25 protein-coding genes, 3 tRNA genes and 8 pseudogenes are annotated in these 24,801 nt (G+C 65.5%); 34 read left to right on the top strand and 2 right to left on the bottom strand.

Annotated elements, in window-relative coordinates; genetic code table 11:
• The first annotated feature begins 2 nt into the window (after positions 1–2).
• From ACHMWU_RS06845 to ACHMWU_RS06825, 5 genes and pseudogenes are all read left to right on the top strand, one after another.
• Positions 3–1,028 (top strand): quinone-dependent dihydroorotate dehydrogenase, encoded by a 1,026-nt coding sequence (locus ACHMWU_RS06845; RefSeq protein ID WP_396042270.1) that lies wholly within the window; start codon positions 3–5, stop codon positions 1,026–1,028.
• A gap of 71 nt (positions 1,029–1,099) precedes the next feature.
• Positions 1,100–1,172 (top strand) — tRNA-Thr (locus ACHMWU_RS06840).
• A 55-nt stretch (positions 1,173–1,227) separates the two neighbouring features.
• Positions 1,228–1,302: transfer RNA gene (locus ACHMWU_RS06835), tRNA-Met, on the top strand.
• Positions 1,303–1,359: 57 nt separating this feature from the next.
• Complete coding sequence (gene rpmG / locus ACHMWU_RS06830) at positions 1,360–1,530, top strand: 50S ribosomal protein L33 (RefSeq protein ID WP_108579795.1); 171 nt, start codon at positions 1,360–1,362, stop codon at positions 1,528–1,530.
• An 89-nt stretch (positions 1,531–1,619) separates the two neighbouring features.
• Positions 1,620–2,640: pseudogene (locus tag ACHMWU_RS06825) on the top strand (UDP-N-acetylmuramate dehydrogenase).
• 24 nt (positions 2,641–2,664) lie between these two features.
• Here the strand turns inward: ACHMWU_RS06825 and ACHMWU_RS06820 are convergent.
• On the bottom strand, positions 2,665–3,216 hold the full coding sequence (locus tag ACHMWU_RS06820) for a DUF4190 domain-containing protein (protein WP_396042267.1): 552 nt from the start codon (positions 3,214–3,216) through the stop codon (positions 2,665–2,667).
• A gap of 27 nt (positions 3,217–3,243) precedes the next feature.
• Entirely contained in the window at positions 3,244–4,266 is a 1,023-nt protein-coding gene (locus ACHMWU_RS06815) for an adenosine deaminase (RefSeq protein ID WP_396042265.1), read from the bottom strand.
• Between the two features lie 166 nt (positions 4,267–4,432).
• On the opposite strand from ACHMWU_RS06815, the gene ACHMWU_RS06810 reads away from it, so the two are divergent.
• The 29 genes and pseudogenes from ACHMWU_RS06810 to ACHMWU_RS06670 all read left to right on the top strand — a co-directional run bounded on the left by ACHMWU_RS06810 (position 4,433) and on the right by ACHMWU_RS06670 (position 24,779).
• Positions 4,433–4,505, top strand: a tRNA-Trp gene (locus ACHMWU_RS06810).
• Positions 4,506–4,551: 46 nt separating this feature from the next.
• Positions 4,552–4,773, top strand: coding sequence for a preprotein translocase subunit SecE (secE, locus tag ACHMWU_RS06805; protein ID WP_396042263.1), 222 nt, complete (start codon positions 4,552–4,554; stop codon positions 4,771–4,773).
• Between the two features lie 61 nt (positions 4,774–4,834).
• Complete coding sequence (locus tag ACHMWU_RS06800; protein ID WP_396042261.1) at positions 4,835–5,650, top strand: transcription termination/antitermination NusG family protein; 816 nt, start codon at positions 4,835–4,837, stop codon at positions 5,648–5,650.
• A gap of 25 nt (positions 5,651–5,675) precedes the next feature.
• Entirely contained in the window at positions 5,676–6,149 is a 474-nt protein-coding gene (gene rplK, locus ACHMWU_RS06795) for a 50S ribosomal protein L11 (protein WP_396042997.1), read from the top strand.
• Positions 6,150–6,238: 89 nt separating this feature from the next.
• Positions 6,239–6,954: pseudogene (gene rplA, locus ACHMWU_RS06790) on the top strand (50S ribosomal protein L1).
• 143 nt (positions 6,955–7,097) lie between these two features.
• Positions 7,098–7,886, top strand: coding sequence for a hypothetical protein (locus tag ACHMWU_RS06785; protein WP_396042259.1), 789 nt, complete (start codon positions 7,098–7,100; stop codon positions 7,884–7,886).
• Positions 7,887–8,129: 243 nt separating this feature from the next.
• Positions 8,130–8,766, top strand: a pseudogene (rplJ, locus tag ACHMWU_RS06780) (50S ribosomal protein L10).
• Positions 8,767–8,822: 56 nt separating this feature from the next.
• Complete coding sequence (gene rplL, locus ACHMWU_RS06775) at positions 8,823–9,209, top strand: 50S ribosomal protein L7/L12 (protein WP_396042257.1); 387 nt, start codon at positions 8,823–8,825, stop codon at positions 9,207–9,209.
• Positions 9,210–9,529: 320 nt separating this feature from the next.
• The gene (locus ACHMWU_RS06770; protein WP_396042255.1) at positions 9,530–9,892 is read left to right on the top strand and encodes an ATP-binding cassette domain-containing protein; all 363 of its coding nucleotides are present in this window, start codon (positions 9,530–9,532) and stop codon (positions 9,890–9,892) included.
• Positions 9,781–10,491, top strand: coding sequence for an ABC transporter ATP-binding protein (locus tag ACHMWU_RS06765; protein ID WP_396042253.1), 711 nt, complete (start codon positions 9,781–9,783; stop codon positions 10,489–10,491). The genes ACHMWU_RS06770 and ACHMWU_RS06765 overlap by 112 nt, the downstream gene beginning before the upstream one ends.
• A gap of 123 nt (positions 10,492–10,614) precedes the next feature.
• Positions 10,615–11,373: pseudogene (locus ACHMWU_RS06760) on the top strand (MlaE family ABC transporter permease); the annotation flags it as partial.
• A gap of 7 nt (positions 11,374–11,380) precedes the next feature.
• Complete coding sequence (locus tag ACHMWU_RS06755) at positions 11,381–12,226, top strand: MlaE family ABC transporter permease (RefSeq protein WP_396042251.1); 846 nt, start codon at positions 11,381–11,383, stop codon at positions 12,224–12,226.
• 3 nt (positions 12,227–12,229) lie between these two features.
• The gene (locus ACHMWU_RS06750; RefSeq protein ID WP_396042249.1) at positions 12,230–12,493 is read left to right on the top strand and encodes a hypothetical protein; all 264 of its coding nucleotides are present in this window, start codon (positions 12,230–12,232) and stop codon (positions 12,491–12,493) included.
• Positions 12,490–13,667: pseudogene (locus ACHMWU_RS06745) on the top strand (MCE family protein). Before ACHMWU_RS06750 ends, ACHMWU_RS06745 begins: the two are co-directional and overlap by 4 nt.
• Before the next feature lie 7 nt (positions 13,668–13,674).
• A pseudogene (locus ACHMWU_RS06740) lies at positions 13,675–14,576 on the top strand (MCE family protein).
• Complete coding sequence (locus ACHMWU_RS06735) at positions 14,552–14,770, top strand: hypothetical protein (RefSeq protein ID WP_396042247.1); 219 nt, start codon at positions 14,552–14,554, stop codon at positions 14,768–14,770. Before ACHMWU_RS06740 ends, ACHMWU_RS06735 begins: the two are co-directional and overlap by 25 nt.
• Complete coding sequence (locus ACHMWU_RS06730) at positions 14,767–15,099, top strand: MlaD family protein (protein ID WP_396042245.1); 333 nt, start codon at positions 14,767–14,769, stop codon at positions 15,097–15,099. Before ACHMWU_RS06735 ends, ACHMWU_RS06730 begins: the two co-directional genes overlap by 4 nt.
• Positions 15,072–15,683, top strand: a complete 612-nt coding sequence (locus tag ACHMWU_RS06725; protein WP_396042243.1) for an MCE family protein — start codon at positions 15,072–15,074, stop codon at positions 15,681–15,683. The genes ACHMWU_RS06730 and ACHMWU_RS06725 overlap by 28 nt, the downstream gene beginning before the upstream one ends.
• Positions 15,684–15,776: 93 nt before the next feature.
• A complete protein-coding gene (locus tag ACHMWU_RS06720) occupies positions 15,777–16,286 on the top strand; it encodes an MlaD family protein (RefSeq protein ID WP_396042240.1) in 510 nt (169 codons plus the stop codon).
• Positions 16,287–16,436: 150 nt separating this feature from the next.
• Entirely contained in the window at positions 16,437–16,937 is a 501-nt protein-coding gene (locus ACHMWU_RS06715) for a hypothetical protein (protein WP_396042238.1), read from the top strand.
• Positions 16,937–17,473 carry an MlaD family protein gene (locus ACHMWU_RS06710; RefSeq protein WP_396042236.1) on the top strand — a complete coding sequence of 179 codons (537 nt, stop codon included), beginning with the start codon at positions 16,937–16,939 and terminating at the stop codon, positions 17,471–17,473. Before ACHMWU_RS06715 ends, ACHMWU_RS06710 begins: the two co-directional genes overlap by 1 nt.
• Positions 17,466–18,368: an MCE family protein gene (locus ACHMWU_RS06705; RefSeq protein WP_396042234.1), complete on the top strand. Its 903-nt coding sequence runs from the start codon at positions 17,466–17,468 to the stop codon at positions 18,366–18,368. Before ACHMWU_RS06710 ends, ACHMWU_RS06705 begins: the two co-directional genes overlap by 8 nt.
• On the top strand, positions 18,365–19,597 hold the full coding sequence (locus tag ACHMWU_RS06700; protein WP_396042232.1) for an MCE family protein: 1,233 nt from the start codon (positions 18,365–18,367) through the stop codon (positions 19,595–19,597). Before ACHMWU_RS06705 ends, ACHMWU_RS06700 begins: the two co-directional genes overlap by 4 nt.
• 60 nt (positions 19,598–19,657) lie before the next feature.
• Positions 19,658–20,428 carry a hypothetical protein gene (locus ACHMWU_RS06695; protein WP_396042230.1) on the top strand — a complete coding sequence of 257 codons (771 nt, stop codon included), beginning with the start codon at positions 19,658–19,660 and terminating at the stop codon, positions 20,426–20,428.
• The gene (locus ACHMWU_RS06690; RefSeq protein WP_396042228.1) at positions 20,404–20,889 is read left to right on the top strand and encodes a hypothetical protein; all 486 of its coding nucleotides are present in this window, start codon (positions 20,404–20,406) and stop codon (positions 20,887–20,889) included. Before ACHMWU_RS06695 ends, ACHMWU_RS06690 begins: the two co-directional genes overlap by 25 nt.
• Before the next feature lie 678 nt (positions 20,890–21,567).
• Positions 21,568–22,321 (top strand): annotated as a pseudogene (locus ACHMWU_RS06685) (hypothetical protein).
• 62 nt (positions 22,322–22,383) lie between these two features.
• A pseudogene (locus ACHMWU_RS06680) lies at positions 22,384–22,887 on the top strand (DNA-directed RNA polymerase subunit beta); the annotation flags it as partial.
• A gap of 100 nt (positions 22,888–22,987) precedes the next feature.
• Positions 22,988–24,532: a hypothetical protein gene (locus tag ACHMWU_RS06675; RefSeq protein WP_396042226.1), complete on the top strand. Its 1,545-nt coding sequence runs from the start codon at positions 22,988–22,990 to the stop codon at positions 24,530–24,532.
• On the top strand, positions 24,477–24,779 hold the full coding sequence (locus ACHMWU_RS06670) for a hypothetical protein (RefSeq protein WP_396042224.1): 303 nt from the start codon (positions 24,477–24,479) through the stop codon (positions 24,777–24,779). Before ACHMWU_RS06675 ends, ACHMWU_RS06670 begins: the two co-directional genes overlap by 56 nt.
• Positions 24,780–24,801 lie beyond the last annotated feature (22 nt).

The following is a 24,801-nucleotide window of genomic DNA, read 5'->3' as shown; positions in this document are numbered from 1 at the left end:
GCGTGGTCTATCGCGCCTTTTTCGACGCCGTGTTCAGCTCCATGGATCCTGAGAAGGCTCACGAACGGGCCTTTGCCGCCGTTCGTGCCGGCCGGTTCGTCACTCGGGTCGCCTTCAAGCAGACACGTGCGCCTCGCACCGTCATGGGGATCGAGTTCCCCCACGCCTTCGGGCTCGCCGCTGGCTTCGACAAGAACGCCACCGGGGTGCCGGGCCTGCTCGCGCTCGGCTTCGGCCACGTCGAGATCGGCACCGTCACGGCTCGTCCGCAGCCCGGCAACCCGCGCCAACGGCTGTTCCGGCTCGTCGAGGACCGCGCGATCATCAACCGGATGGGCTTCAACAACGACGGTGCCGCCCAGGTCGCGTCCCGACTGCACCGGCTGCGCCAGACCAAGGTCGGCCGCGACGCCGTGATCGGCGTCAACATCGGCAAGACCAAGGTCGTCGAAGCGAACGACGCGGTCGCCGACTACGTCGAGAGCGCGCGCCTCCTCGCCCCGTATGCGAGCTATCTCGTGGTCAACGTCTCGTCGCCCAACACCCCGGGTCTGCGCGACCTGCAGGCCGTCGACGAGCTGCGACCCCTGCTGGCTGCCGTCAAGGACGTCGCCGACCGCAATCCGTCGGGACGTGTGCCGCTGCTCGTCAAGATCGCCCCCGACCTGGCTGACGTCGACGTCGACGCCGTCGCCGACCTTGCCCTCGAACTGGGACTCGACGGCATCAGCGCGACCAACACGACGATCGCGCGCCCTGAGACATTGCTCACTGATCGCGCCACGATCGAGGCGGCGGGAGCCGGCGGACTATCGGGCCCGATCCTGGCCGAACGCGCGACAGAGGTGCTCGTCCGGCTGCGTGCGCGGGTCGGCGACCAGCTCGCGATCATCGCGGTCGGCGGCGTCACGACCCCCGACGACGTGCGCGCCAGGTTGGCGGCCGGAGCCGATCTCGTGCAGGGCTACACGGGTTTCATCTACGAGGGGCCGCTGTGGCCATCGCGCCTCGCAGCCGCTGCAATCTGAGTGAATTTCACCTGAGCAGGACCCCGATTTCGCAAAGCAGATCCCGACCGGGTATCTTTGCTTGTCGGCTTGCCCCTTTAGCTCAGTCGGCAGAGCGTTTCCATGGTAAGGAAAAGGTCTACGGTTCGATTCCGTAAAGGGGCTCTGGGACTCACAGCATCACGAGTCCTTCGGGCACGAGGAAACTCGTGCCCGTTGCGGCTGGGTAAGCTCAGGTGGTTAGAGCACACGACTCATAATCGTGGGGTCGCGGGTTCGAGTCCCGCCCCAGCTACCGCACAATTGAACGGCAACACCCCAGCATCACCCCCGATCAAGAAGAGGCACCCTCGTGGCCAGCAAGAGCTCAGACGTTCGTCCCAAGATCACCTTGGCCTGCACGGAGTGCAAGGAACGCAACTACATCACCAAGAAGAACCGTCGCAACGATCCCGATCGTCTCGACCTCAAGAAGTTCTGCCCGCGCTGCAAGACCCACCAGACGCACCGCGAGACGCGCTGATCTCAGTTCTCGGCACGACGGCTCCCACAGCAACTGCTGGTGGGAGCCTTCGTCATTCCCGCTCCATGGACGCTGCTAGCGTCGCCGCCATGGACCTGGCTGAGCTGACCACCTTGCGCCTGGGCGGCCCCGCACGGGCCGTCATCGACGCCACGACCGAGGAGCACCTCGTCGAAGCCGTCCGGATCGCCGACGAGGCCGCCGACCCGGTGCTTCTCGTGGCGGGCGGCAGCAACCTCGTCGTGGCCGACGAGGGCGTCGACGGCACCGTCATCCGGGTGCTGACTCGTGGCGTCACGGTCGACGCAGACGCCTGCAGCGGTGCGATGGTCACGGTCGCCGCTGGCGAGTCGTGGGACTCGTTCGTCGAGCGTGCGGTGGCCGAGCAGTGGGTGGGGGGTCGAGGCGTTGTCCGGCATTCCCGGCTCCGTCGGCGCTACCCCGATCCAGAACGTCGGCGCCTACGGCCAAGAGGTCGCGCAGACGATCGCGTCGGTGCGTACCTACGACCGCTACGACCGCGCGATCCGCACCTATGCCGCGAGCGACTGCGCCTTCGGCTACCGGCACAGCCGGTTCAAGGCCGAGCCGCAGCGTCACGTCGTCCTGTCCGTCACGTTCCAGCTGGCGTTGGGAGACCTGAGCGCCCCCGTCGCGTACGCCGAGCTGGCCAGGACGCTCGGGGTCGCGGTGGGCGAACGGGCACCCTCGCGGGCCGTCAGGGACGCTGTGCTGGCCTTGCGAACGGGCAAGGGCATGGTGCTCGACCCGGCCGACCACGACACGTGGAGCGCCGGCTCGTTCTTCACCAATCCGCTGCTGACACCCGAGCAGGCGCACAGCCTGCCGCCCGAGGCGCCGCGCTTCGACCAGCCCGACGGCACGGTCAAGACCAGTGCCGCCTGGCTGATCGATCACGCGGGCTACGCCAAGGGCTACGGCAATGCTGCGGTGTCGTTGTCGACCAAGCACACGCTCGCACTGACCAACCGAGGCTCGGCGACGACCGCGCAGCTGCTCGACCTGGCCCGCGAGATCCGAGCCGGCGTGCAACGTGCCTACGGGATCACGCTGGTCAACGAGCCCGTCCTGGTGGGCTGCTCCCTCTGAGCCAGGTCGGCGGGGTGACCGGCGTCAGCGCAGCAAGCTGCGCAGGCCCGCCAGCACCGCGTCGACCGACGTCTCGTCGTAGTACTCGTCGTCCCACATGCCGTCGACCGTGAACGACAGGACGATCAGCACGACGATGACGGCCAGCGCGATGATCAGCAGCACCGTGCCGATGATGCCCAGGATCATGCCTGCCTTGGCCTCGCTGCGTCCGCTGAGCGCCCCGCGGCTGTCGTCGATCTCGCGGACGGTCTTGGCGCCGATGTACCAGGCGAAGGGTGCCACGAACACGGGCAGGTAGCAGGCGACCGCGCCGGCCGTGCCGACCAGGCCGAGCACCAGCGACGTCGTCGCCGACTCGTGCTTGGGCGGCGGGACGTACTGCGGGTAGCCGAAGCCGGGCGGCGGGTAGCCCTGTCCCGGAGGGGGGTAGTAGGCGCCGGGCGGAGGACCGTAGCCCGGTGGGGGAGTGCCGGGCGGCTGCTGTCCCGGCGGGGGATAGGCGCTGCCCCAGTTGGGCTGGTGCTGGGTGCCGGCGTACGGATCGTTCGGCGGCGTGGGTTCCTCTTCGGTCATGGCGACAGCCTTGCACAGGGGTGGGGGTCAGCGGGTGTCAACGGCTGCGAGCCAGGCGTCGATGTCGGCGAGGCCGGCGGCCACTCGGTCGGAGGGCGCGTACGAGCGTCTCAGCGACATCCGCGCCAGCTCGGCCAGCTCGGCGTCGCTGAAGTCCTGCGCGGCCCGCAGGACGGCGTACTGGCCCGCCAGGCGGGAGCCGAACAGCAGCGGGTCGTCCGAGCCGAGCGCGACGTCGACGCCCGCCGCGACCAGGGTGCGCACCGGCACCTCTTCCAACGTGGCGTAGACCCCCAGCGACACGTTCGAGGTGGGGCACACCTCGAGCGCCACTCCGCTGTCGGCCAGGCGGCCGAGCACCGCCTCGTTCTCGCTGGCCCGGACGCCGTGGCCGAGCCGGTCTGGGTGCAGGTGGTCGAGGCACTGCGTCACGTGAGCGGGACCGCGCAGCTCCCCTCCGTGGGGCACGAGCGCCAGGCCAGCACGCTCGGCGATCGCGAAGGCCGGACCGAAGGCCGCCGTGTCGCCGCGACGCTCGTCGTTCGACAGGCCGAACCCGATGACACCGCGACCCGCGTACTGCGCCGCGAGACGAGCCAAGGTGCGGGCGTCGAGCGGATGACGGGTGCGGTTGGCCGCGATCACCAGGCCCATGCCGATGCCGGCCTGCTCGCCAGCCTCCCGGACCGCGTCGATCACGAGGTCGGTGAACGCCGTGATCCCGCCGAACCGTGCTCCGTACCCGGACGGATCGACCTGGATCTCGGTCCACACCGAGCCGTCGGCCGCATCGTCGATCGCCGCCTCGAGGACGAGGCGTCGGACGTCCTCCTCGGTACGCAGCACCGATCGCGCGACGTCGTACAGGCGTTGGAACCTGAACCAGCCCTTCTCGTCGGTCGTGCTGAGCTGCGGGGGCCAGTCGTCGGTCAACGACGCCGGCAGGTGGATCCCGTCACGCTCGGCCAGCTCCAGCAAGGTCGCGTGACGCATCGAACCGGTGAAGTGCAGGTGCAGGTGTGCCTTCGGTAGTGCGGTGACTGCCCTCATGGATCCATCATGGCCGTACCGGCCTGGGCTGTCCGGTCCGGCACCGTTCGGGTGGACTCGGTTCGACGCGGGCACCGTCGACCACGTACACTGGACCCACCGGTGAAAATTCACTCTGAATCGTCATGCCCTCACGGGCTTTTCGCATCTCGGTGATTTTGACTGAAGGGCACTAGCTCAACTGGCAGAGCATCGGTCTCCAAAACCGAAGGTTGGGGGTTCAAGTCCCTCGTGCCCTGCAAAGACATGACCACACAGCGAACATGAGAAGTACGAAGGAGCATCGTGAGCGATCGTCACGAGTTGGCCGGCACCTCCGGCAAGCGCACGTCGCCAGTCACCTTCTACCGTCAGGTGATTGCCGAACTCCGCAAGGTGGTGTGGCCGACCCGGCCCCAGGTCGTCAACTACTTCTGGGTCGTTCTCGTCTTCGTTCTCGTCATGATGGCGATCGTCGCCGGACTCGACTACGGATTCGGTCGGGCAGCATTCGCCATCTTCGCCTAGCAACCGCCCACAACTTCTGTTTGGCCAAAGGATCAGAGTGACTCAAGGTATCGACCCGCAGGTGACTTCGGAGACCGACGAGGTCGTCGAGGACGAATCGGCGACCCCCGTGGTCGACGAGAGCGACGAGATCGAGGTCGTCGACGACGCCGAAGAGGCTGACGAGGCCGACGAAGCCGAGGCCAGCGAAGAGGGCGCCGACGACGAGGCTGCCGACGACGGCGAAGAGCCTGTCGTCGACGTGCTGCAGGAGTTCAAGGACCGCCTGTACAGCCAGATCGGCGACTGGTACGTCGTGCACACCTACTCCGGCATGGAGAAGCGGGTCAAGTCGAACCTCGAGAACCGCGTCACCTCGCTCAACGCCGAGGACTACATCTTCGAGGTCGTCGTGCCGACCGAAGAGGTGGCCGAGATCAAGAACGGTCAGCGCAAGCCGTCAAGCGCACCGTGCTTCCCGGCTACGTCCTGGTCCGCATGGACCTCACCGACGAGTCGTGGGCGTCGTGCGCCACACGCCGTCCGTCACGGGATTCGTGGGCAACGCCCATCAGCCCGTCCCCCTCAGTCTTGCCGAGGTCGAGAGCATGCTCGCCCCGGCAGTGGAGGCCGAAGTCGCAACTGCGGCAGAAGCCCCCGATCAGCAGCAGACGAAGGCCGCCAAGGTCGAGTTCTCCGACTTCGTGGTCGGCGACTCCGTCATGGTCGTCGATGGACCGTTCGCCACGCTGCACGCGACCATCACCGAGATCAACATCGATGCACAGAGGGTCAAGGCCCTCGTGGAGATCTTCGGTCGCGAGACGCCGGTCGAGCTCAGCTTCACCCAGATCCAGAAGGTGTGATTGCGCAGCAATCGCAGGTTGAGGAGCCGTGAGGAACGAACGGCGTCTCGAAAACCACTGAGCTCCGGCAACACTAAGAACAACCATCAAAAGGACCCGAGAAATGCCTCCCAAGAAGAAGTCGCAGCCATCGTCAAGGTGCAGCTGCAGGCCGGCCAGGCCAACCCGGCACCGCCCGTCGGTACCGCGCTGGGCCCCCACGGCGTCAACATCATGGAGTTCTGCAAGGCCTACAACTCGGCCACAGAAGCCATGCGTGGAAACGTCGTCCCGGTCGAGATCACGATCTACGAAGACCGCACCTTCAGCTTTATCACCAAGACGCCGCCCGCGGCTGAGCTGATCAAGAAGGCTGCCGGTCTGCAGAAGGGTTCGGCTGTCCCGCACACGGACAAGGTCGGCAAGATCACCAAGGATCAGATCCGCGAGATCGCCACGACCAAGCTGCCCGACCTCAATGCGACCGACATTGACGCCGCCATGAAGATCGTCGAGGGCACTGCGCGCTCGATGGGCGTCACGACCGACTGATTTCCTCCTCCCAGATCCACTAGTGGCAGGGCCAGCTGGGCCCGTACCGACCACGACTGGTTCACCCAAGACACGAAAGAAGACCAGAGATGGCACAGCACAGCAAGGCGTACCGCGCGGTCGCCGAGAAGATCGACAAGGACAAGCTCTACACCCCTCTGCAGGCCACGACGCTGGCCAAGGAGTCGGGCAGCAAGAAGTACGACTCGACGGTCGACGTCTCGCTCCGCCTCGGTGTCGACCCGCGCAAGGCCGATCAGATGGTGCGCGGCACCGTCAACCTCCCTCACGGCACGGGCAAGACCGCACGGGTCCTGGTCTTCGCCACCGGCGCCAACGCCGATGCAGCTCGTGAGGCCGGTGCTGACTTCGTCGGTGCCGACGAGCCGTCGACAAGGTCAACGAGGGATGGCTCGACTTCGACGCCGTCGTCGCGACGCCCGACATGATGGGCAAGGTTGGTCGCCTGGGTCGCGTGCTCGGCCCCCGCAACCTGATGCCGAACCCCAAGACCGGCACGGTCACCCCTGACGTCGCCAAGGCAGTCGGCGACATCAAGGGCGGCAAGATCGAGTTCCGCGTCGATCGTCACGCCAACCTGCACTTCGTGATCGGCAAGGCGTCGTTCACCGCCGAGCAGCTCGCCGAGAACTACGGCGCCGCGCTCGACGAGGTCCTGCGTATCAAGCCGGCCAGCTCGAAGGGCCGCTACGTCAAGAAGATCACCGTCTCCACGACCAACGGTCCTGGCATCCCGGTCGATCCGAACCGCACCAAGAACTACGCGGTCGACGCCGAGGCCTGAGTCCTCGCCGAACCACTCCGGCCCGGTGCTGATGTCTGATGACATCGGCACCGGGCCGGTGTCATGTCTGTGCCAGGCTAAGAATCGTCAACGAGAGTTACAAAGCCGCCGTTCCTGCCCCTTGGGTGTCCTAGTGTGCTCGTATGCGCCTGCGTAAGAAGACCTGTGCCGCCCTCGCGACTGCCGTCGCCCTGACGTTCGCCGTGGGTGCGTGCAGCGGTGACGATCCGTCTGAGGGATCCCGTGACGGGGCCGAGGCCACGACGTCCGGCGGGCTGACGAAGGACGACTTCATCGAGCGCCTCACCACGGCGCAGCAGAAGGCGCGCACGAGCCAGGTCAAGATGGACATGGCGGCCGGCGGACAGAAGAACGTCGCCACCGGCCAGTTCAGTGCCGGCCAAGACGTGAAGGACTCTGCGGTGGCGCTCGAGATCGATGCGAAGGATGCCGGGGTCGGGACGATCAAGCTGCGGCTCGTCGACGGCGTCTTCTACCTCAACTTCGGCCAGATGTCGGCCAACAAGTTCACCGAGCTCCCGTTGGAAGGCGCGGCCAAGAACCCGTTGACCGAGCTCGTCCACCAGGTCAGCCCGACCGCTCAGCTGGCCCAGTTCGAAGAGTCCCTCACGTCGTTCGACGAGAAGGGCGCAGCCACGACGATCGACGGAGTCAAGGCGCAGCCGTACGTCCTCGAGCTCGACACATCCAAGCTGACGGGCATCCAGGACCTCGCCAAGCAGGCCGGTGAGAAGCTCCCCAAGACGTTGAAGTACACGATCTTCATCGGTCCTGACGATCTCCCGCGCCGGGTCACCGCCGACCTCGTGGCCCTGAGGTTCACGCTGAACTACAGCAAGTGGGGTGAGCCGGTCTCGATCAAGGCGCCGCCTGCCAGCCAGATCACCGACAAGGTGCCCGGAAGCGCCTGACGGCTACCGAGGCCGGCCGATTTGGTCTGCTGCAAGCCGTGCACTAGTCTGGACAAGCCGAAGACCGCTGGCAACAACTCCTAGGGGTTGTCCGAAGCGCCCGAGAGGGCGGCCCGCGCAGGTTCACGATTCAGATGCAATAGCGTCCCGTGGCCCTGTGCCCGGGACGTTTTTTCGTGTCGGGCCCTGTAACGCACGGGGGTCGCAGTCGAGGTATGACCACCATGTGCTGGAAGGAGACCCATGGCCAACGCGGAAAAGATTGCTGCCGTTGCCGAGCTTGCGGATAGTTTCCGTGAGTCGAACGGCGCAGTCCTCACCGAGTACCGCGGTCTCACCGTGAAGCAGCTGCAGGAACTGCGCCGCTCGCTCGGTGAGGACGTGCAGCTATGCCGTCGCCAAGAACACGCTGACCAAGATTGCTGCCAAGGACGCAGGAGTGGAGCTCGACACCGATCTCCTCACCGGTCCGACCGCGATCGCCTTCATCAAGGGTGATCCGGTTCTGGCTGCCAAGAGTCTGCGCGACTTCGCGAAGGCCAACGCACCACTCGTCATCAAGGGAGGCTTCCTCGACGGGAAGATCCTCACTGCTGAAGAGATCACGAAGCTGGCCGACCTCGAGTCGCGTGAGGTTCTCCTCGCGAAGCTCGCAGGCGGCATGAAGGCCAGCCTCTCGAACGCCGCGTCGCTGTTCAACGCTCCGCTGTCGCAGGCTGCCCGCGTTCTGGGTGCCCTGCAGGCGAAGGCCGAGAGCGACCCGTCGGTCCTGGCTGCAGGCCCCGCGCCTGTTGCCGCTGCTGCCGAAGAGGCCCCCGCGGCCGAGGCAGCGGAAGAAACTCCGGTCGAGGCATCCGCCGACGCCGGCTCCGAGGGCTGAAAGCCCGATTAACTCAATCGGAACCCCTCGGGGTCTCACTACGGAAGGACGCCAACATGGCGAAGCTCAGCACTAGCGACCTGCTTGATGCATTCAAGGAAATGACCCTCATCGAGCTCTCCGAGTTCGTCAAGGAGTTCGAGGACACGTTCGACGTGACCGCAGCCGCTCCGGTTGCCGTTGCCGCTGCTGCTCCGGCTGCTGCCGGTGGCGCAGACGCCGCTGCTGACCAGGACGAGTTCGACGTCATCCTCGAGGGTGCCGGCGAGAAGAAGATCCAGGTCATCAAGGAAGTTCGTACGATCACCGGTCTCGGACTCAAGGAGGCCAAGGACCTCGTCGAGGGTGCGCCGAAGCCTGTCCTCGAGAAGGCCACGAAGGATGCCGCTGACAAGGCGAAGGAGGCCCTCGAGGCCGCCGGCGCCAGCGTCACCGTCAAGTGATTCGTTAGCTCCAAGCGCTAGGGCGCTCCCTCTTCGGAGGGGGCGCCCTTTTGCGTACCCCAGATGGGCTTCTCGGGACCTTGGTCCTGCACGCATCGGAGATCTCAGGTAGCGTGTCAGCCGTCACAGTGTCACCCGCAGTTACGCGAAGGGGAGACCAAAGGTCCTGACTTGTTACTCATGAGTCACTATCTTCGGAAATCACGTAACCTCGGTTGACGCGTGTCGTTAGTTCCTGTGTCTGCGGTCACATCGACCAATGACAGACAAGTTCTGCCAGCAGGTGCGGGCAGTCCGCGGTAAGCAAGGAGGGGCCGTCCGTGGGTGTAGAAGTGGTAGTTGAGGGGCTGACCAAGAAGTTCGGTAGTTCGTTGATCTGGAAGGACGTCTCGCTGACGCTTCCGGCCGGCGAGATCTCGGTGATGTTGGGTCCGTCGGGCACCGGCAAGTCGGTGTTCCTCAAGACGCTGATCGGACTGCTGAAGCCCAACGAGGGCCACGTCTTCATCGAGGGCGTCGACATTGCGAACTGCAAGGAAAAGAGCTCTACGAGATCCGCAAGCTGTTCGGCGTGCTGTTCCAGGACGGCGCGATGTTCGGCTCGATGGACCTGTTCGACAACGTCGCGTTCCCGCTGCGCGAGCACACTCGCAAGTCCGAGTCCGAGATCCGCACGATCGTGATGGACAAGATGGAGCTGACCGGTCTGGTCGGTGCCGAGCGCAAGCTGCCGGGCGAGATCTCCGGCGGGATGCGCAAGCGTGCCGGCCTGGCTCGTGCCTTGGTGCTCGACCCCGAGATCCTGCTGATCGATGAGCCCGACTCGGGACTCGATCCGGTCCGTACCTCGTACATCAACCAGCTGTTCATCGACCTGAACGCCCAGATCGACGCGACGTTCCTGATCGTGACCCACGACATCAACACAGCGCGCCGAGTGCCCGACAACATCGGTCTGCTCTACCACAAGCACCTGGCGATGTTCGGCCCGCGCGAGATGCTGCTGACGTCGGACGAGCCCGTCGTGGCGCAGTTCCTGAACGCCCAGACCGTCGGGCCGATCGGCATGTCCGAGGAGAAGGACGCCGACGAGCTGGCCTCTGAGGCCGGTATCGCGATGCCAGCGCTGCCGCCGGTCCCATTGCAGCTCGAGACCTCGGACGGTCGACCGCGCCGCGGTCAGCGTGATCCGGGTGCCTGGTGCCGCGACAACGGCGTCATCCCGCCCCCGGGCTCCTTCGCCCCGACCGATGCCCCCGTCGCCGTCGGTGTGACGGCGTGAGCGAGCGTCAGCGAGCGGAGGTGGCGGCGTGAGCGAGCGTCAGCGAGCGAGCAATGAGGCAGCTTTCACGCCGTTGCCTCCGTATCGTTGCTTCTTCATGGAGGTGACGGCGTGAGTGCGTCGATCGTCACGGGGCCGGCGCGGGTCGCCGGCGGACTGTTCGCGTTCATGCTCGACGTCGTCGTCGCGCTGTTCCGCCGTCCGTTCCAGCTCAAGGAGTTCCTGCTCCAGTCGTGGTTCATCGTCAAGGTCACGATCATCCCGACAGCCTTCGTCGCGATCCCGTTCGGTGCGGTCATCGCACTGCAGGTGGGCGGCCTGATCAAGCAGTTCGGTGCGCAGTCCTTCACCGGCTCGGCCGCAGTGCTCGCGGTCGTCCGTGAGGCTGGCCCGATCGCCTGTGCGCTGCTGATCGCGGGGGCGGCCGGCTCGGCCATCGCTGCCGACTTCGGCGCTCGACGGATCCGTGAGGAGCTCGACGCCATGATGGTGCTCGGCATCGACCCGATCCAGCGACTCGTCGTCCCACGGGTGCTGGCCTGCATGCTGGTCGCGGTGTTCCTCAACGGCATGGTGACCGTCGTCGGTGTCGCCGGTGGCTATGTGTTCAACGTCGTGCTGCAGGACGGAACTCCAGGCGCCTACCTAGCCTCGTTCACCGCGCTCGCCCAGCTACCTGACATGTATCAAGGCATGGTCAAGGCGCTGATCTTCGGCTTCCTCGCCGCGATCGTCGCGTCCTACAAGGGCATGAACGCCAAGGGCGGGCCCAAGGGCGTCGGCGACGCGGTCAACGAAGCCGTCGTGATCACGTTCACGCTGCTGTTCATCGTCAACTTCTTCATCTCGGCGATCTACATCCGGCCGTTCCGCCCAAGGGGATGTGACGATGTCAGACCTCAAAGTCGTGTCCGCCATCGCCGGGGTTCCCGGACGGATCGGCGGCTTCCTCGATGGCCTCGGCCACCAGATGCTGTTCTACATCCGGGTCGTCCGGTCGATCCCGCGCACGATCAAGAACTACGGCAAGGAGATCGTGCGGCTGCTGGCCGAGGTGACGCTCGGATCGGGCTCGCTCGCCGTCATCGGCGGCACGGTCGGCGTCATCACCGCGATGTGCTTCTTCACCGGTACCGAGGTCGGCATCCAGGGCTACGCAGCCCTCGACCAGCTCGGCACCGCGGCGCTGACCGGTTTCGTCTCGGCCTACTTCAACACCCGTGAGATCGCGCCGATCGTCGCCGGCATCGCGCTGGCCGCGACGGTGGGTTGCGGATTCACCGCCCAGCTCGGCGCGATGCGCATCAGCGAAGAGGTCGACGCCCTGGAGACGATGGCGATCCCGTCGCTGCCGTTCCTGGTCACGACCCGCGTCATCGCCGGCCTGATCGCCGTCGTCCCGCTCTACATCGTCGGCCTGCTGTCGTCGTACTTCGCGACCCGATTAACCATCACCAAGATCAATGGCCAGAGCGCCGGCACGTACGACCACTACTTCACGACGTTCTTGCCACCGCAAGACGTGTTGTGGTCCTTTGCCAAGGTGCTGATCTTCGCGGTCGTCGTGATCCTGATCCACTGCTACTACGGCTACTACGCCAGCGGCGGACCCGCCGGTGTCGGCGTCGCGGTGGGCTTGGCCGTCCGTACCTCCATCGTGGCCATCAACGTCGTCGACCTGTTGGCGTCCATGGCCATCTGGGGCACCAACGTGACCGTCAGATTGGCGGGTTGAGCCATGCCGCGTACCCCCGTGCTCGAGCGTCCCGCATCGCAGAAGATCCTGGGCGCCGCCTTCATGGCCCTGATCCTGTTCTTCCTCTGGATCACCTACGCCTTCTTCACCAAGGCATTCGTCGACTACGACACCGTCACGCTCAAGACCGACACGACCGGCGTCAACCTGCCGCAGAACGCCGACATCAAGCTGCGCGGCATGATCGTGGGGGAGGTACGCAGCGTCTCGCCCGACGGTGACGGCGTCAAGCTCGACTCGGCATGAACCCCGACCTGATCAAGGACGTGCCCCAGGGGGTGACGGCCCAGCTGATCCCCAAGACGTTGTTCGGCGAGAAGTACGTCGCCCTGATCCCGCCGCAGGACGCGACCGTCGGCGGGCCGTCGCTGCAGGCAGGCGACACGATCACCAAGGCCGATGTGCCGATCGAGGTCGAGACGCTGCTCAACGACCTGTACCCGCTGCTCGACGCGGTCGACCCGGCCAACCTGTCCTACACGCTCAGCGCGGTCTCGACCGCGCTCGAAGGACGCGGCACCCAGCTCGGCGAGACGCTCGTGACGCTCAACAGTTACCTCGGCAAGGTCAATCCCGACGTGCCGCAGCCGTCACCGACCTGACCAAGCTCGGCACGGTTGCTGACGGTTACGCCGACGCAATGCCCGACCTCGGCCGGCTGCTGCGCAACACCGTCGTGACGGGCAACACCGTGGTGGCCAAGAAGGCGCAGCTCGCCGGCGTTCTTCGACGAAGGCACCCGCCTCGCCGACAGCCTGACCGAGCTCACCACCGAGAGCGGCGACGACCTCGTGCAGCCGCCAAGGACAGCCGGCCGATCCTCGAGATGGTCGAGGACTACTCGGTGACGTTCCCGTGCTTCCTCAAGTCGATGGCGACACTGATCCCGCGACTCGACAGCGCCTTCCGCGACGGGATGCTGCACATCAACGTCGAGCTGATCGAGCAGACCAACGCCTACACGCCCGACGAGAACGTCGAGGCCAGCCGGGAGAAGTTCGATGCGGCCAGGCGAGATCCGGGTGCCAAGAACGGCAAGTCGATCACGGCACGCAATGCCGCGTCCCCGTCGTGCATCGACCTCAACGAGATCAACAAGGGACGGGCTCAGCAGGAAGCGCTCTCGTCGCAGGACAACCCGTTCCGGGTGCCTGCCGAGGTCTACAAGCCGTCGGAGTCAAGCGGGCCCACAGCAAGTTCGGCTCGGTCGGACCTGACGGCGACTTCGCCCAGAACCGCGCTGCGGCTTCGAGCGTCGACCTCGACGGCCTCGTGCAGCCCAGCATCAACGGTGCCGACACCGCACGTGAACGAGGAGAGCTCAACGTGTTCCTCGGCGCGATGCTCGGGACCCAGGCCGCCAAGGTGCCTGACATCGGCGGCCTGCTGGTCAGCCCCCTGCTACGTGGAACGGTGGTGAGCCCGAAGTGAAGCAGATCGACAGGGAGTCCATCTCCGCCGCCATCAAGCTCGGCTTCTTCTTCGCCTTCACCGGCATCTCGACGCTGATCCTGGCCATCACGCTCAGCAACGGCTCCTTCGGCGACCGCGAGCAGTACAAGGCCGTCTTCAGTGACGTGACCGGCATGGCCAAGGGCGATGACATCCGGATCGCCGGCGTCGCGGTCGGCTCGGTCAGCAAGGTCGAGATCATCGACCGTGACAAGGCGCTGGTGACGTTCGGCGTCGACTCCGACGTGCCCCTGACAGCCAACACGAACGCCACGATCAAGTTCCGCAACCTGGTCGGCCAGCGGTACATCGCCCTGACCCAGGGGTCCGACGGCGCCAAGGCCACGCTCAAGCCCGGCAGCACGATCCCGGCCGATCGGACGAAGGAAGCACTCGACCTCAACGTCCTGCTCAACGGCTTCAAGCCGGTGTTCCAGGCGCTGTCACCCGAGGACACCAACAAGTTCGCCTACGAGATCGTGCAGACCTTGCAGGGTGAGAGCGGCAACGTCCAGAACCTGTTGGCCAGCACCGCGTCGCTGACCAACACGCTCGCCGACCGGGACCAGCCATCGGAGATGTCATCACCAACCTCAGCGACGTGCTCGACACGGTCGGCAGCCGCGACGAGGAGCTGACCGACACGATCGACACCTTGCAGCAGTTCGTCACCGGGCTCAAGGACGACCGCTCGGCGATCCTCGACTCGGTCGACTCGATCTCCGACCTGACCGACGAGACGTCCGACCTGCTGGTCCAGGGACGACCGGCCCTGACCGAGGACATCAAGCAGCTGCGGGCACTGACCAAGAACCTGTCGTCCAAGCGCAACCTGAGCACGATCTCGAGCCGTTGCAGATCCTGCCCATCAAGCTGACGAAGTTCGGCAACGTGGCGGCCTCCGGCAGCGAGTTCAACTTCTACCTGTGCCAGGTCAAGGGTGCCGTCACGATCCCCGAGATCAAGGTCGGCCAGACAGTCCTGGTGCCGGAGACCACGCTCGACCTGACCGGCGACCAAGGCCTGAAGGTCGGCGGACAACGTTGCGATCAGCCGGGGTACGAGAAATGAAGCCATTCCGTGAGCGCAATCCCGTCATCATCGGGATCATCGGCATCGCCGCGATCGCCCTGATGATGCTCGGCGCCTTCCGTGCCGATCGGCTGCCGATCATCGGTGGCGGAGACACCTACCATGCCGAGTTCGCCGAGATCGGCGGACTGAAGGCCGGCAACGAGGTGCGCATCGCCGGCGTCCCGGTGGGCAAGGTCAACGGCATCGAGCTGGCCGGAAACAAGGTCAGGGTCACGTTCAAGATCGACAAGGGAACCGAGTTCGGCCGCAGACCGGCGCCGACATCCGACTTCGCACCTTGCTCGGTGCCGAGTTCCTGGCCCTGACTCCCGAGGGCTCAGGCCAGATGGCCAAGGGCGGCACCATCCCGCTGGAGCGGACGATCGCGCCGTACGACGTCGTGCAGGCCTTCTCCGACCTGAGCCGCACGACCGACCAGATCGAGATCCCGCAGCTCGCCGAGGCGCTTGACACGCTGGCTGACATCTCGAACCAGACGCCCGAGGAGTTCCGTGGCGCGATCCGCGGTGTCTCCGATCTCTCCCGCAACCTCGCAGCCCGCGACAGCGAGATCAACACGCTGCTGGTCAACCTCAAGAAGGTCTCCGGGGTGCTGAACTCGCGCAACGACGAGCTCGTGACGTTGTTCAAGGACTCCGACACGCTGTTCTCGGCGATCAGCGCTCGCCGCGACTCGATCCACCGGCTGCTGGTGTCGACCCAGTCGATCTCCACCCAGCTGCGCGGTCTGGTCAAGGACACCCGCGCCGATCTCAAGCCGGCGCTCGACCAGCTCGATGTCGTGACCTCGATGCTGCGCAGAACGAGGCGAGCCTCGACGAGGCGCTGCGGGTGTACCCGGCGTTCACCCGGGTGTTCTCCGACTCCCTGGGAACAGGCCCGTGGTTGACACCTATCTGGGTGGCCTGACCTCGGCGTCCGGTCTCGGCGAACAGCTCTCCGACGTCTTGAAGGGGCTCACGCCCAAGAACGAGGTAGCGCCATGACAAGTCTGGCCCAGCGATTTGCTGGCTTCTCCAAGGTGCTCGTGGCCGTCGTGGTCCTGCTCCTGGTTGCCGCGACCTTGTTGTTCCTCAATCGGGGTGACGGCAAGAAATACCTGACGGTCGACTTCGAGCAGACCAACTCGGTCTACAAGGGCTCTGACGTCAAGATCCTCGGCGTCCCGGTCGGCGAGGTCGAGAGCCTCACACCACGCGGCGATGTCGTGCGGGTCAAGATCGCCTATGACGGCAAGCAGAAGCTGCCAGATGACGTCAAGGCTGTCGTGGTCTCGCCGTCGATCGTCGGCGACCGGTTCATCCAGCTCAGTCCCGCGTACAACGGCGGACCGACCCTGGCGGACAACTCGGTGCTGAGCGTCGACCGGTCGGCGGTGCCGATCGAGCTCGACGCGGTCTACCAGTCGCTCGACGATCTCTCAGGTTGCGCTGGGGCCCAAGGGCGCCAACAAGGAGGGCGCGCTGAGCAACCTGCTCGACGGGGCTGCTGAACAGCTCGACGGTCAGGGTGCCCAGGTCAACGAGACGATCAAGAACTTCGGCAAGCTAGCACGACCCTGTCCAACAACAAGGACGAGCTGTTCGGTGGACTGCGCGAGGTCGAGGAGTTCGTCTCGCTGCTGCGGACCAACGACACGGCGGTGCGTTCGTTCAACGACAGCACGGCCAAGGTCGCCACGGTGCTGGAAGGTGAGCGCGAAGATCTCAAGGCGACGCTCGAAGCGCTCAGCCTCGCGCTCGTCGACGTCAACAGCCTGGTCAAAGAGAATCGCGGAGCATTGCGCGGCAACGTCGACAACATCGCCTCGCTGGCCAAGGTGCTGGCCAAGCACAAGGACGACCTGGCCGACATCACGATCAATGCGCCGACCGCACTGACCAACGTCGCGCTGGCCTACAACGGCAAGTCGGGCACCCTCGACACCCGCGCCGACATCCCAGAGGTCGTGTTCGGCGTGCTCGACAACCCGGCGTCGCTGGTCTGCAACCTGCTGGGCGAGACGCTCAACGAACAGGGCCTGTGCTCGACGCTCTCGGGTCTGCTGCCGTCGTTGCTGCCGCGCACCGAGGTCGCGTCTCAAGGTGGCGGCCAGCCCGCACCAGTCAATCAGTCGCTCGAAGAGATGCTGGCGGTGAACTGATGCGCATCAAGAACGTGAAGTGGGCAGCCGGCGTGGCCGGCCTGGCACTCGTAGGGGGTTGCGGCTTCTCGCCGTACGATCTCCCGCTGCCCGGTGGCGCCGATCTCGGCGCTGAGCCCTATGCGGTCAAGATCCAGTTCCGCGACGTCCTCGACCTCGTGCCGCAGAGCGCGGTGCGGGTCAATGACATCGCGGTCGGCAAGGTCACCGACATCGAGCTCCAGGGCTGGACCGCGCTCGTGACGGTCAAGGTCAACAAAGATGTCAAGCTGCCCGACAACGCGGTCGCCACCATCCGGCAGACGAGCCTGCTGGGCGAGAAGTTCGTGTCACTGGCCCCGCCAGAGAACGGGTCGCTCGGCACCCTCGGCGACGGCGACACGATCCCGATCTCGCGAGCCGGTCGCAACCCCGAGATCGAAGAAGTTCTCGGTGCAGCGTCGCTGCTGTTCAACGGTGGCGGCCTCGAGAAGACCAACACGATCGTCAAGGAGCTCGAACAACGCGCTGGGCGGCAACGAGCCCGAGGTGCGTAAGCTGATCCGGACGACGTCGTCGTTCATCTCGCAGCTCGACGACAACAAGGACGCGCTGCTGACGTCGCTGGAGAAGGTCAACCGCCTCGCCGTGGCGACCAACGACCAGAAGGACGCCATCACCGGCGCCCTCGACGACCTGCCTGCCGCGTTGAAGGTCGTCAACCAGCAGCGCGACGACCTGGTCGGGCTGCTGGAGTCGCTCGACCGCCTCAGCAACGTCGCGACCGGCGTCATCCGCGAGTCCAAGGACGACGCGATCGCTGATCTGAAGGCGCTGGCGCCGACGCTGAAGAACCTGGCCGCAGCCGGTGACGATCTCGCCACTGCGACGCAAGGGTTGCTGACCTACCCATTCACCGACGGCTTCGTGGGTGGCTCGGTCGCTGCCGCGACAGCCCGCTGCCAGGACGCCCCGTCGATCAAGGAAGGTGCCTGCCTCGGTGACTTCGCCAACCTCTCGCTCCGTCTCGACATCAGCGCCGATCAGCTGACCAACTTGCTGGGCGGCTTCGACCTGACCAAGATCGCGTCTGGCGACGCCGCCGACCCAGACGCCGGGCTGCCCGAGCTGCCGGCACCTGCGGCCGGATCAGGTCAGACCGGCGATCCGGCGCTGCCCGGCGAAGACCTGGCCGACCTGATCTCCGGGCTCCTGCCCGGTGGCAACAAGTCGAAGACCACCAAGCCACCGGCTACCGGCAGCGACAAACCCAGCGGAACCCCCACGACCGCTGCCCCGACGCCCAAGCCGACCTCGGGCGGACTCTTGTGCACCTTGTTCGGTGCGTGCCGGGCACCTGCGGCCAGCACCGCATCTAGCAGCACAGCATCTAGCAGCACAGCGTCTTCCGATCTCGGCAGACTCCTCCTCGAACCGGCGGTGGCACGATGATCACCAGACTGACCAAGATCCAGCTCGTGATCTTCGCGATCGTGACGGTCCTGGGCGGCGCCTTCGTCGGCGGCCGGTATGCGCAGATCGACCGCCTCGTGGTCGATCGGAGCTTCCCGGTCTACGCCCAGTTCTCCGACTCCGGCGGCATCTTCGCCGGCGCGCAGGTCACCTACCGGGGGATCTCCGTGGGCAAGGTCGGCAAGCTGACGTTCAAGGACGGGGGAGTGCAGGCGACGCTCGACATCGAGAACAGCGCCCCTAAGATCCCCGACGACGTGCTCGCCGTCGTCGCCAACAAGTCGGCTATCGGCGAGCAGTACGTCGATCTGCAGCCGCGCACGAACTCCGCGCCGTACCTGGCGAAGGGCGCGAAGATCTCCTTGCGCGACACCAAGATCCCGATCGACACCACGACGCTGCTGGTCGACGTCAACGACCTGGTCAAGTCGGTCAACACCGACAGCCTGCGTACCGTCGTCGACGAGCTCGGACAGGCCTTCGAGGGCACCGGCTCCGATCTGTCGACGATCCTCGACACGTCGTCCGAGTTCATCCAGACTGCCGACGAGAACATCGACGTCACCCGTGCCCTGATCCGAGGTTCCGACCAGGTGCTGCAGACCCAGATCGACAAGCAGGGCGAGCTCAGCTCGTTCTCGAAGAATCTCGCGCTGCTGTCCGACACCCTGGTCGACGCCGATCCAGATCTGCGCCGCCTGCTCGACAAGGGCAGTGCGAGTGCCCGCACGGTGCGCAAGGTCGTCGACGAGAACTCGACCGACCTCAGCAATGCGATCCGCGACCTGGTGACCGCCAACAAGCCGCTGTCCGAGAACGTGCTCGGCCTGCAGGCGATCTTCATCCTGTACCCATACCTGCTGCAGGGCTCGTTCTCGGTCACCGATCCCGAGGTCATCGGCGGCAAGGAGACTGGCGAGTACAACGCCACGTTCGGCCTCGTGCTCACCGACCTGACCCCGACCTGCTCCTACGCTCAGAACGGCGGCGCCGACTCCGGGTACCGCCAGCGTCGTACCGAGGGCACCATCACCGATGTCCAGTTCGACACGGCGGTCGACTGTAAGGTCAAGGACAACCACATCTCACGGCAGGCATCCAAGACGGTGCTCAAGCGATCGGCCGCCGGAACTGTCGCTCACGACGGACCGACGGCAACTGGAAAGGACTCCTGGAAGTGGCTGTTGAGCGACCCAGTGACTCAGTGACCACCCGTTCGAACCGTCCGCTCGTCATGATCCTGGTCGCGCTCGTCGCGCTGGGGGGTCGTGCTGGGCGGGGTCGGCGCGTTCGCCGGGACGTCCGGCGGCGATGACAAGATCAGTCAGTCGGCCGACCGCAACGAGGTCATCGCGCGCGCCAACGACTTCGCGGTCGCCTACAACACCTATGACGTCGCCGATCTCGACGACTACCAGAAGCGTCTCAAGGGACTCTTGACACCCAAGTACGACAAGCAGTTCGTCGAGGTCACGAGTGCGATCTTCAGCGCGCTGAAGGACAAGAAGCAGGTCAGTGGCGAGGCGAAGGTTCTCGGTGCTGCGATCGAGAGCATCGACGCCGACTCGGCCGTAGCGATCGTCGCGGTCGATGCAGCGATCACCAACAGCGACAACAAGGCCGCGGTGCTGAGGCACTTCCGGTGGAAGATCTCGTTCGCGCGGAGCAACGACGAGTGGCTCGTGTCCAACTTCGAGAGCGTGGCCTCCGTCGAGGCGACGACTGAGGATCCTGCGCCGTCGAGCGATCCTGCTGCGGAAGGGGCCGACCAGTCAGCGACGCCAACAAGCCGGTCAACCGCCGCCGCATCGCGGGGGAGCGCCCTGCCTCGGCTCCGGCTCCCGCGGCCAAGCCCGTGGTTCGCAAGACGCCGCTCAAGCGCAGCGCTCCCACACCGCCTCCCGCAGCCGCCTCCACGCCCGAACGGCCGAAGGTGTCGACGGCTGCGAAGGCCCCGACAGCTTCTACGGCCAACGTGGCCGCGAAGGCTCCTCGGGCCAACCGGCGCGACCTGTTGCCCCTGGCGGCCCTGGCCCTGACCGCAGTCGTCTCGCTGGTGGTCGGCTCGTACTTCCTGGTCACAGGAATCTCCGGCAAGGACGGCGGCGACCTGGCCAAGGCGCAGTCACAGGCTGCCGCGGCGGCAGGTTCGGCGTCCGAGACGATCTTCTCGTTCCAGTACGACAAGCTCGACGATCATCTGGCGACGTCCAAGGCCTTGATGACGCCGGCCTTCGCCAAGGAGTTCGAGTCGATCGCTCCGGCGCTGACCGAGCTGGCCCCCCAGCGCAAGATCGTGGTGCAGGGAGTTGCTCGTGAAGCAGCGGCTCTGCCGTGCGGCAGTGACTGCTCGGCCGACAAGGTCGACGTGCTGGTGTTCCTCGACCAGGCGCGACTCGTCGGCGACTCCAAGACGCCCACGGTGTTCGCCAACCGGGTCAAGGTCTCGATGGTCCGCAGCGGGGGAGACTGGCTCGTCTCCGACATCCGCGCCCTCTGACCCTCGTCCCCGGGGCGGTGACTGTGCGACCTATCGCTCCCGAGCGCGGTGACACAGCGTCGTATCCGGGCACCTGATAGGTCGCGATGTCACCGCACCTGAGCGGGATAGGTCGCTGTGTCACCGCCCCTCGGAATGGGGCTTCACCAAGGCGTAACACTTCGGGACCGGAGTTCAAAATCGCTGGTCTCGCAGGAGTTATGTCGCCGCAGGTCGAGACAAAGCCATCTAGAATCCCTGACCAGGAGCGGAATGTCAAGACCCGCCCTTGCTTCGGCGTGGCTCGCGGGTTACACTAAACTTTCGCGCGCGTTTTGACCTGCCCTCACTCCCTTCTCGGGCTACAGGGTGCCCCTTGACCGGGGTCGTTTGGCGTGCGCGCAGCACGAACCCAACGCAACCGCCAGCGAGCCCTTGGAAGGACCCCTCTTGGCCGCCTCGCGCACCTCCGCAACTGTTCAGCCCCGCCGCGTCTCATTCGCCAAAATTGCAGAACCACTCGAGGTACCAGAGCTTCTCGCTCTGCAGACCGACAGTTTTGCTTGGCTGATCGGCGACGAGAAATGGCAGGAGTCAGTCAACGCTGCACTGGCCTCCGGTCGGACTGATGTGTCCACGAAGTCCGGACTCGAAGAGATCTTCGAAGAGATCTCGCCGATCGAAGACTTCTCCGAGACGATGAGCCTGTCGTTCCGCGACCATCGTTTCGAGCCCGCCAAGTACTCGGTCGACGACTGCAAGGACCGCGACGTCACGTACGCCGCGCCGCTGTTCGTCACGGCCGAGTTCATGAACAACGAGACTGGCGAGATCAAGAGCCAGACCGTCTTCATGGGCGACTTCCCGCTGATGACCGACAAGGGCACGTTCATCATCAACGGCACCGAGCGCGTCGTCGTGTCGCAGCTCGTCCGTTCGCCCGGCGTCTACTTCGAGCGCACCGCCGACAAGACGTCCGACAAGGACATCTACACCGCGAAGGTCATTCCGTCGCGTGGCGCCTGGCTCGAGTTCGAGATCGACAAGCGCGACATGGTCGGCGTCCGCCTCGACCGCAAGCGCAAGCAGAGCGTCACGGTCCTGCTCAAGGCACTCGGCTGGACCGAGGCTCAGATCCTCGAAGAGTTCGGCCAGTACGAGTCGATCCGACTGACCCTCGAGAAGGACAACACGACGGGTCAGGACGAGGCGCTCCTCGACATCTACCGCGAGCTGCGTCCCGGGCGAACCGCCGAGCCGCGAAGCTGCCCAGACCCTTCTGGACAACTACTACTTCAACGCCAAGCGCTACGACACGGCCAAGGTCGGTCGCTACAAGATCAACAAGAAGCTCGGCGTCGACGAGGCGTTCGACCAGCAGACGCTGACGATCGACGACATCGTCTCGACGATCAAGTACATCGTCGCGCTGCACGCTGGCGAGACCGGCTGACGACCGCGGTCGGTCAGACGATCGTCGAGGCCGACGACATCGACCACTTCGGCAACCGCCGTATGCGTTCGGTCGGCGAGCTCATCCAGAACCAGCTCCGCACGGGCCTGGCTCGCATGGAGCGCGTCGTCCGCGAGCGCATGACGACTCAGGACGTCGAGGCCATCACGCCGCAGACCCTGATCAACATCCGCCCGGTCGTCGCTGCGCTGAAGGAGTTCTTCGGAACCTCGCAGCTGTCGCAGTTCATGGATCAGAACAACCCGCTCGCGGGCCTGACCCACAAGCGTCGTCTGTCGGCGCTCGGACCTGGCGGTCTGTCTCGTGAGCGCGCCGGCTACGAAGTCCGTGACGTCCACCCGTCGCACTACGGCCGCATGTGCCCGATCGAGACTCCTGAAGGCCCCAACATCGGTCTGATCGGCTCGCTCGCCTCGTACGGACGCATCAACTCGTTCGGCTTCGTCGAGACGCCTTACCGCAAGGTCATCGACAACAAGGTCAGCGAGCAGATCGACTACCTGACCGCGACCGACGAAGATCGTTTCATCGTCGCCCAGGCCAACTCCGGCCTGAACGAAGATCGCTCCTTCTCCGAAGACATGGTCCTGGTGCGTCAGCGCGGAGGCGAGGCCGCAGCTTCGTCCCGCCGCCGACGTCGACTACATGGACGTCTCGCCTCGCCAGATGGTGTCGGTGGCCACGGCCCTGATCCCGTTCCTCGAGCACGACGATGCCAACCGCGCCCTCATGGGCTCGAACATGCAGCGTCAGGCCGTCCCGCTGATCCGCAACGACGCCCCGCTCGTCGGCACCGGCATGGAGTTCCGTGCCGCCGTCGACGCCGGTGACGTCACGGTCGCCAAGGTCGCCGGTGTGGTCAACGAGGTGTCCGCCGACGCCGTCGAGATCATGCAGGACGATGGTTCGTACTTCACGTACCGTCTCGCCAAGTTCAAGCGCTCCAACCAGGGCACCTGCACCAACCAGCGTCCGCTCGTGGCGCAGGGGCAGCGGGTCGAGGTCGGCACGCCGCTGGCTGACGGTCCGTGCACCGACGAGGGCGAGATGGCCCTCGGCACCAACCTCCTGGTTGCGTTCATGCCGTGGCAGGGACACAACTACGAGGACGCGATCATCCTCTCGCAGCGCATCGTCCAGGACGACGTGCTGACCTCGATCCACATCGAGGAGCACGAGGTCGACGCACGCGACACCAAGCTCGGCCCTGAAGAGATCACCCGCGACATCCCCAACGTCTCCGAAGAGATGCTGGCCGACCTCGACGAGCGCGGAATCATCCGCATCGGCGCCGAGGTCAGCAACGGTGACGTCCTGGTCGGCAAGGTCACGCCCAAGGGCGAGACCGAGCTGACGCCTGAAGAGCGCCTGCTGCGCGCGATCTTCGGTGAGAAGGCGCGCGAAGTGCGCGACACCTCGCTGAAGGTTCCGCACGGTGAGTCCGGCACCGTCATCGGTGTCCGGGTCTTCGACTCGGCCGAAGGCGACGAGCTGTCCCCGGGTGTCAACCAGCTGGTCCGCGTCTACGTGGCTCAGAAGCGCAAGATCTCCAACGGTGACAAGCTCGCTGGCCGTCACGGCAACAAGGGCGTCATCTCCAAGATCCTGCCCGTCGAGGACATGCCGTTCCTCGAGGACGGCACGCCGGTCGACATCGTCCTGAACCCGCTCGGCATCCCCGGTCGAATGAACGTCGGCCAGGTTCTCGAGACGCACCTCGGCTGGGTCGCCAAGACCGGCTGGGACATCGCTGACCTCAAGGACGAGTGGGCTGAGCGTCTGCGTGGCATCGGTGCAGATCGTGCGCCGGCCAACAGCAACGTCGCGACCCCGGTCTTCGACGGTGCACGCGAGGACGAGATCCAGGGACTCCTGGCCTCGACCCTGCCCAACCGCGACGGCCAGCGCATGGTCAAGCGTGACGGCAAGGCGATGCTGTTCGACGGTCGTACCGGCGAGCAGTTCCCCGATCCGGTCTCGGTCGGCTACATGTACATGCTGAAGCTGCACCACCTCGTCGATGACAAGATCCACGCACGTTCCACGGGTCCCTACTCGATGATCACGCAGCAGCCGCTGGGCGGTAAGGCGCAGTTCGGTGGACAGCGATTCGGTGAGATGGAGGTCTGGGCACTTGAGGCCTACGGAGCGGCGTACGCGCTGCAGGCCTCCGACCATCAAGTCCGATGACATCCTCGGCCGCGTCAAGGTCTACGAAGCCATCGTCAAGGGCGAGAACGTCCCGGAGCCGGGTATTCCCGAGTCCTTCAAGGTTCTCGTCAAGGAGATGCAGTCGCTGTGTCTCAACGTCGAGGTGCTCTCGAGCGACGGAACCGCTGTCGAGATGCGCGACGCAGAAGAGGATCTCTTCCGCGCCGCCGAAGAGCTCGGCATCGACCTGTCCCGGCGTGAGCCCTCCAGCGTGGAAGAAGTCTGAGCCCTGGCGAGGGGCCTACGGG

It is taken from the genome of Aeromicrobium sp. UC242_57 (assembly GCF_044452305.1).
In the GTDB taxonomy this organism is placed as follows: domain Bacteria; phylum Actinomycetota; class Actinomycetes; order Propionibacteriales; family Nocardioidaceae; genus Aeromicrobium.
The sequence above is the reverse complement of the archived record's forward strand: the minus strand, read 5'-3'. Positions and strand labels throughout refer to the sequence as shown.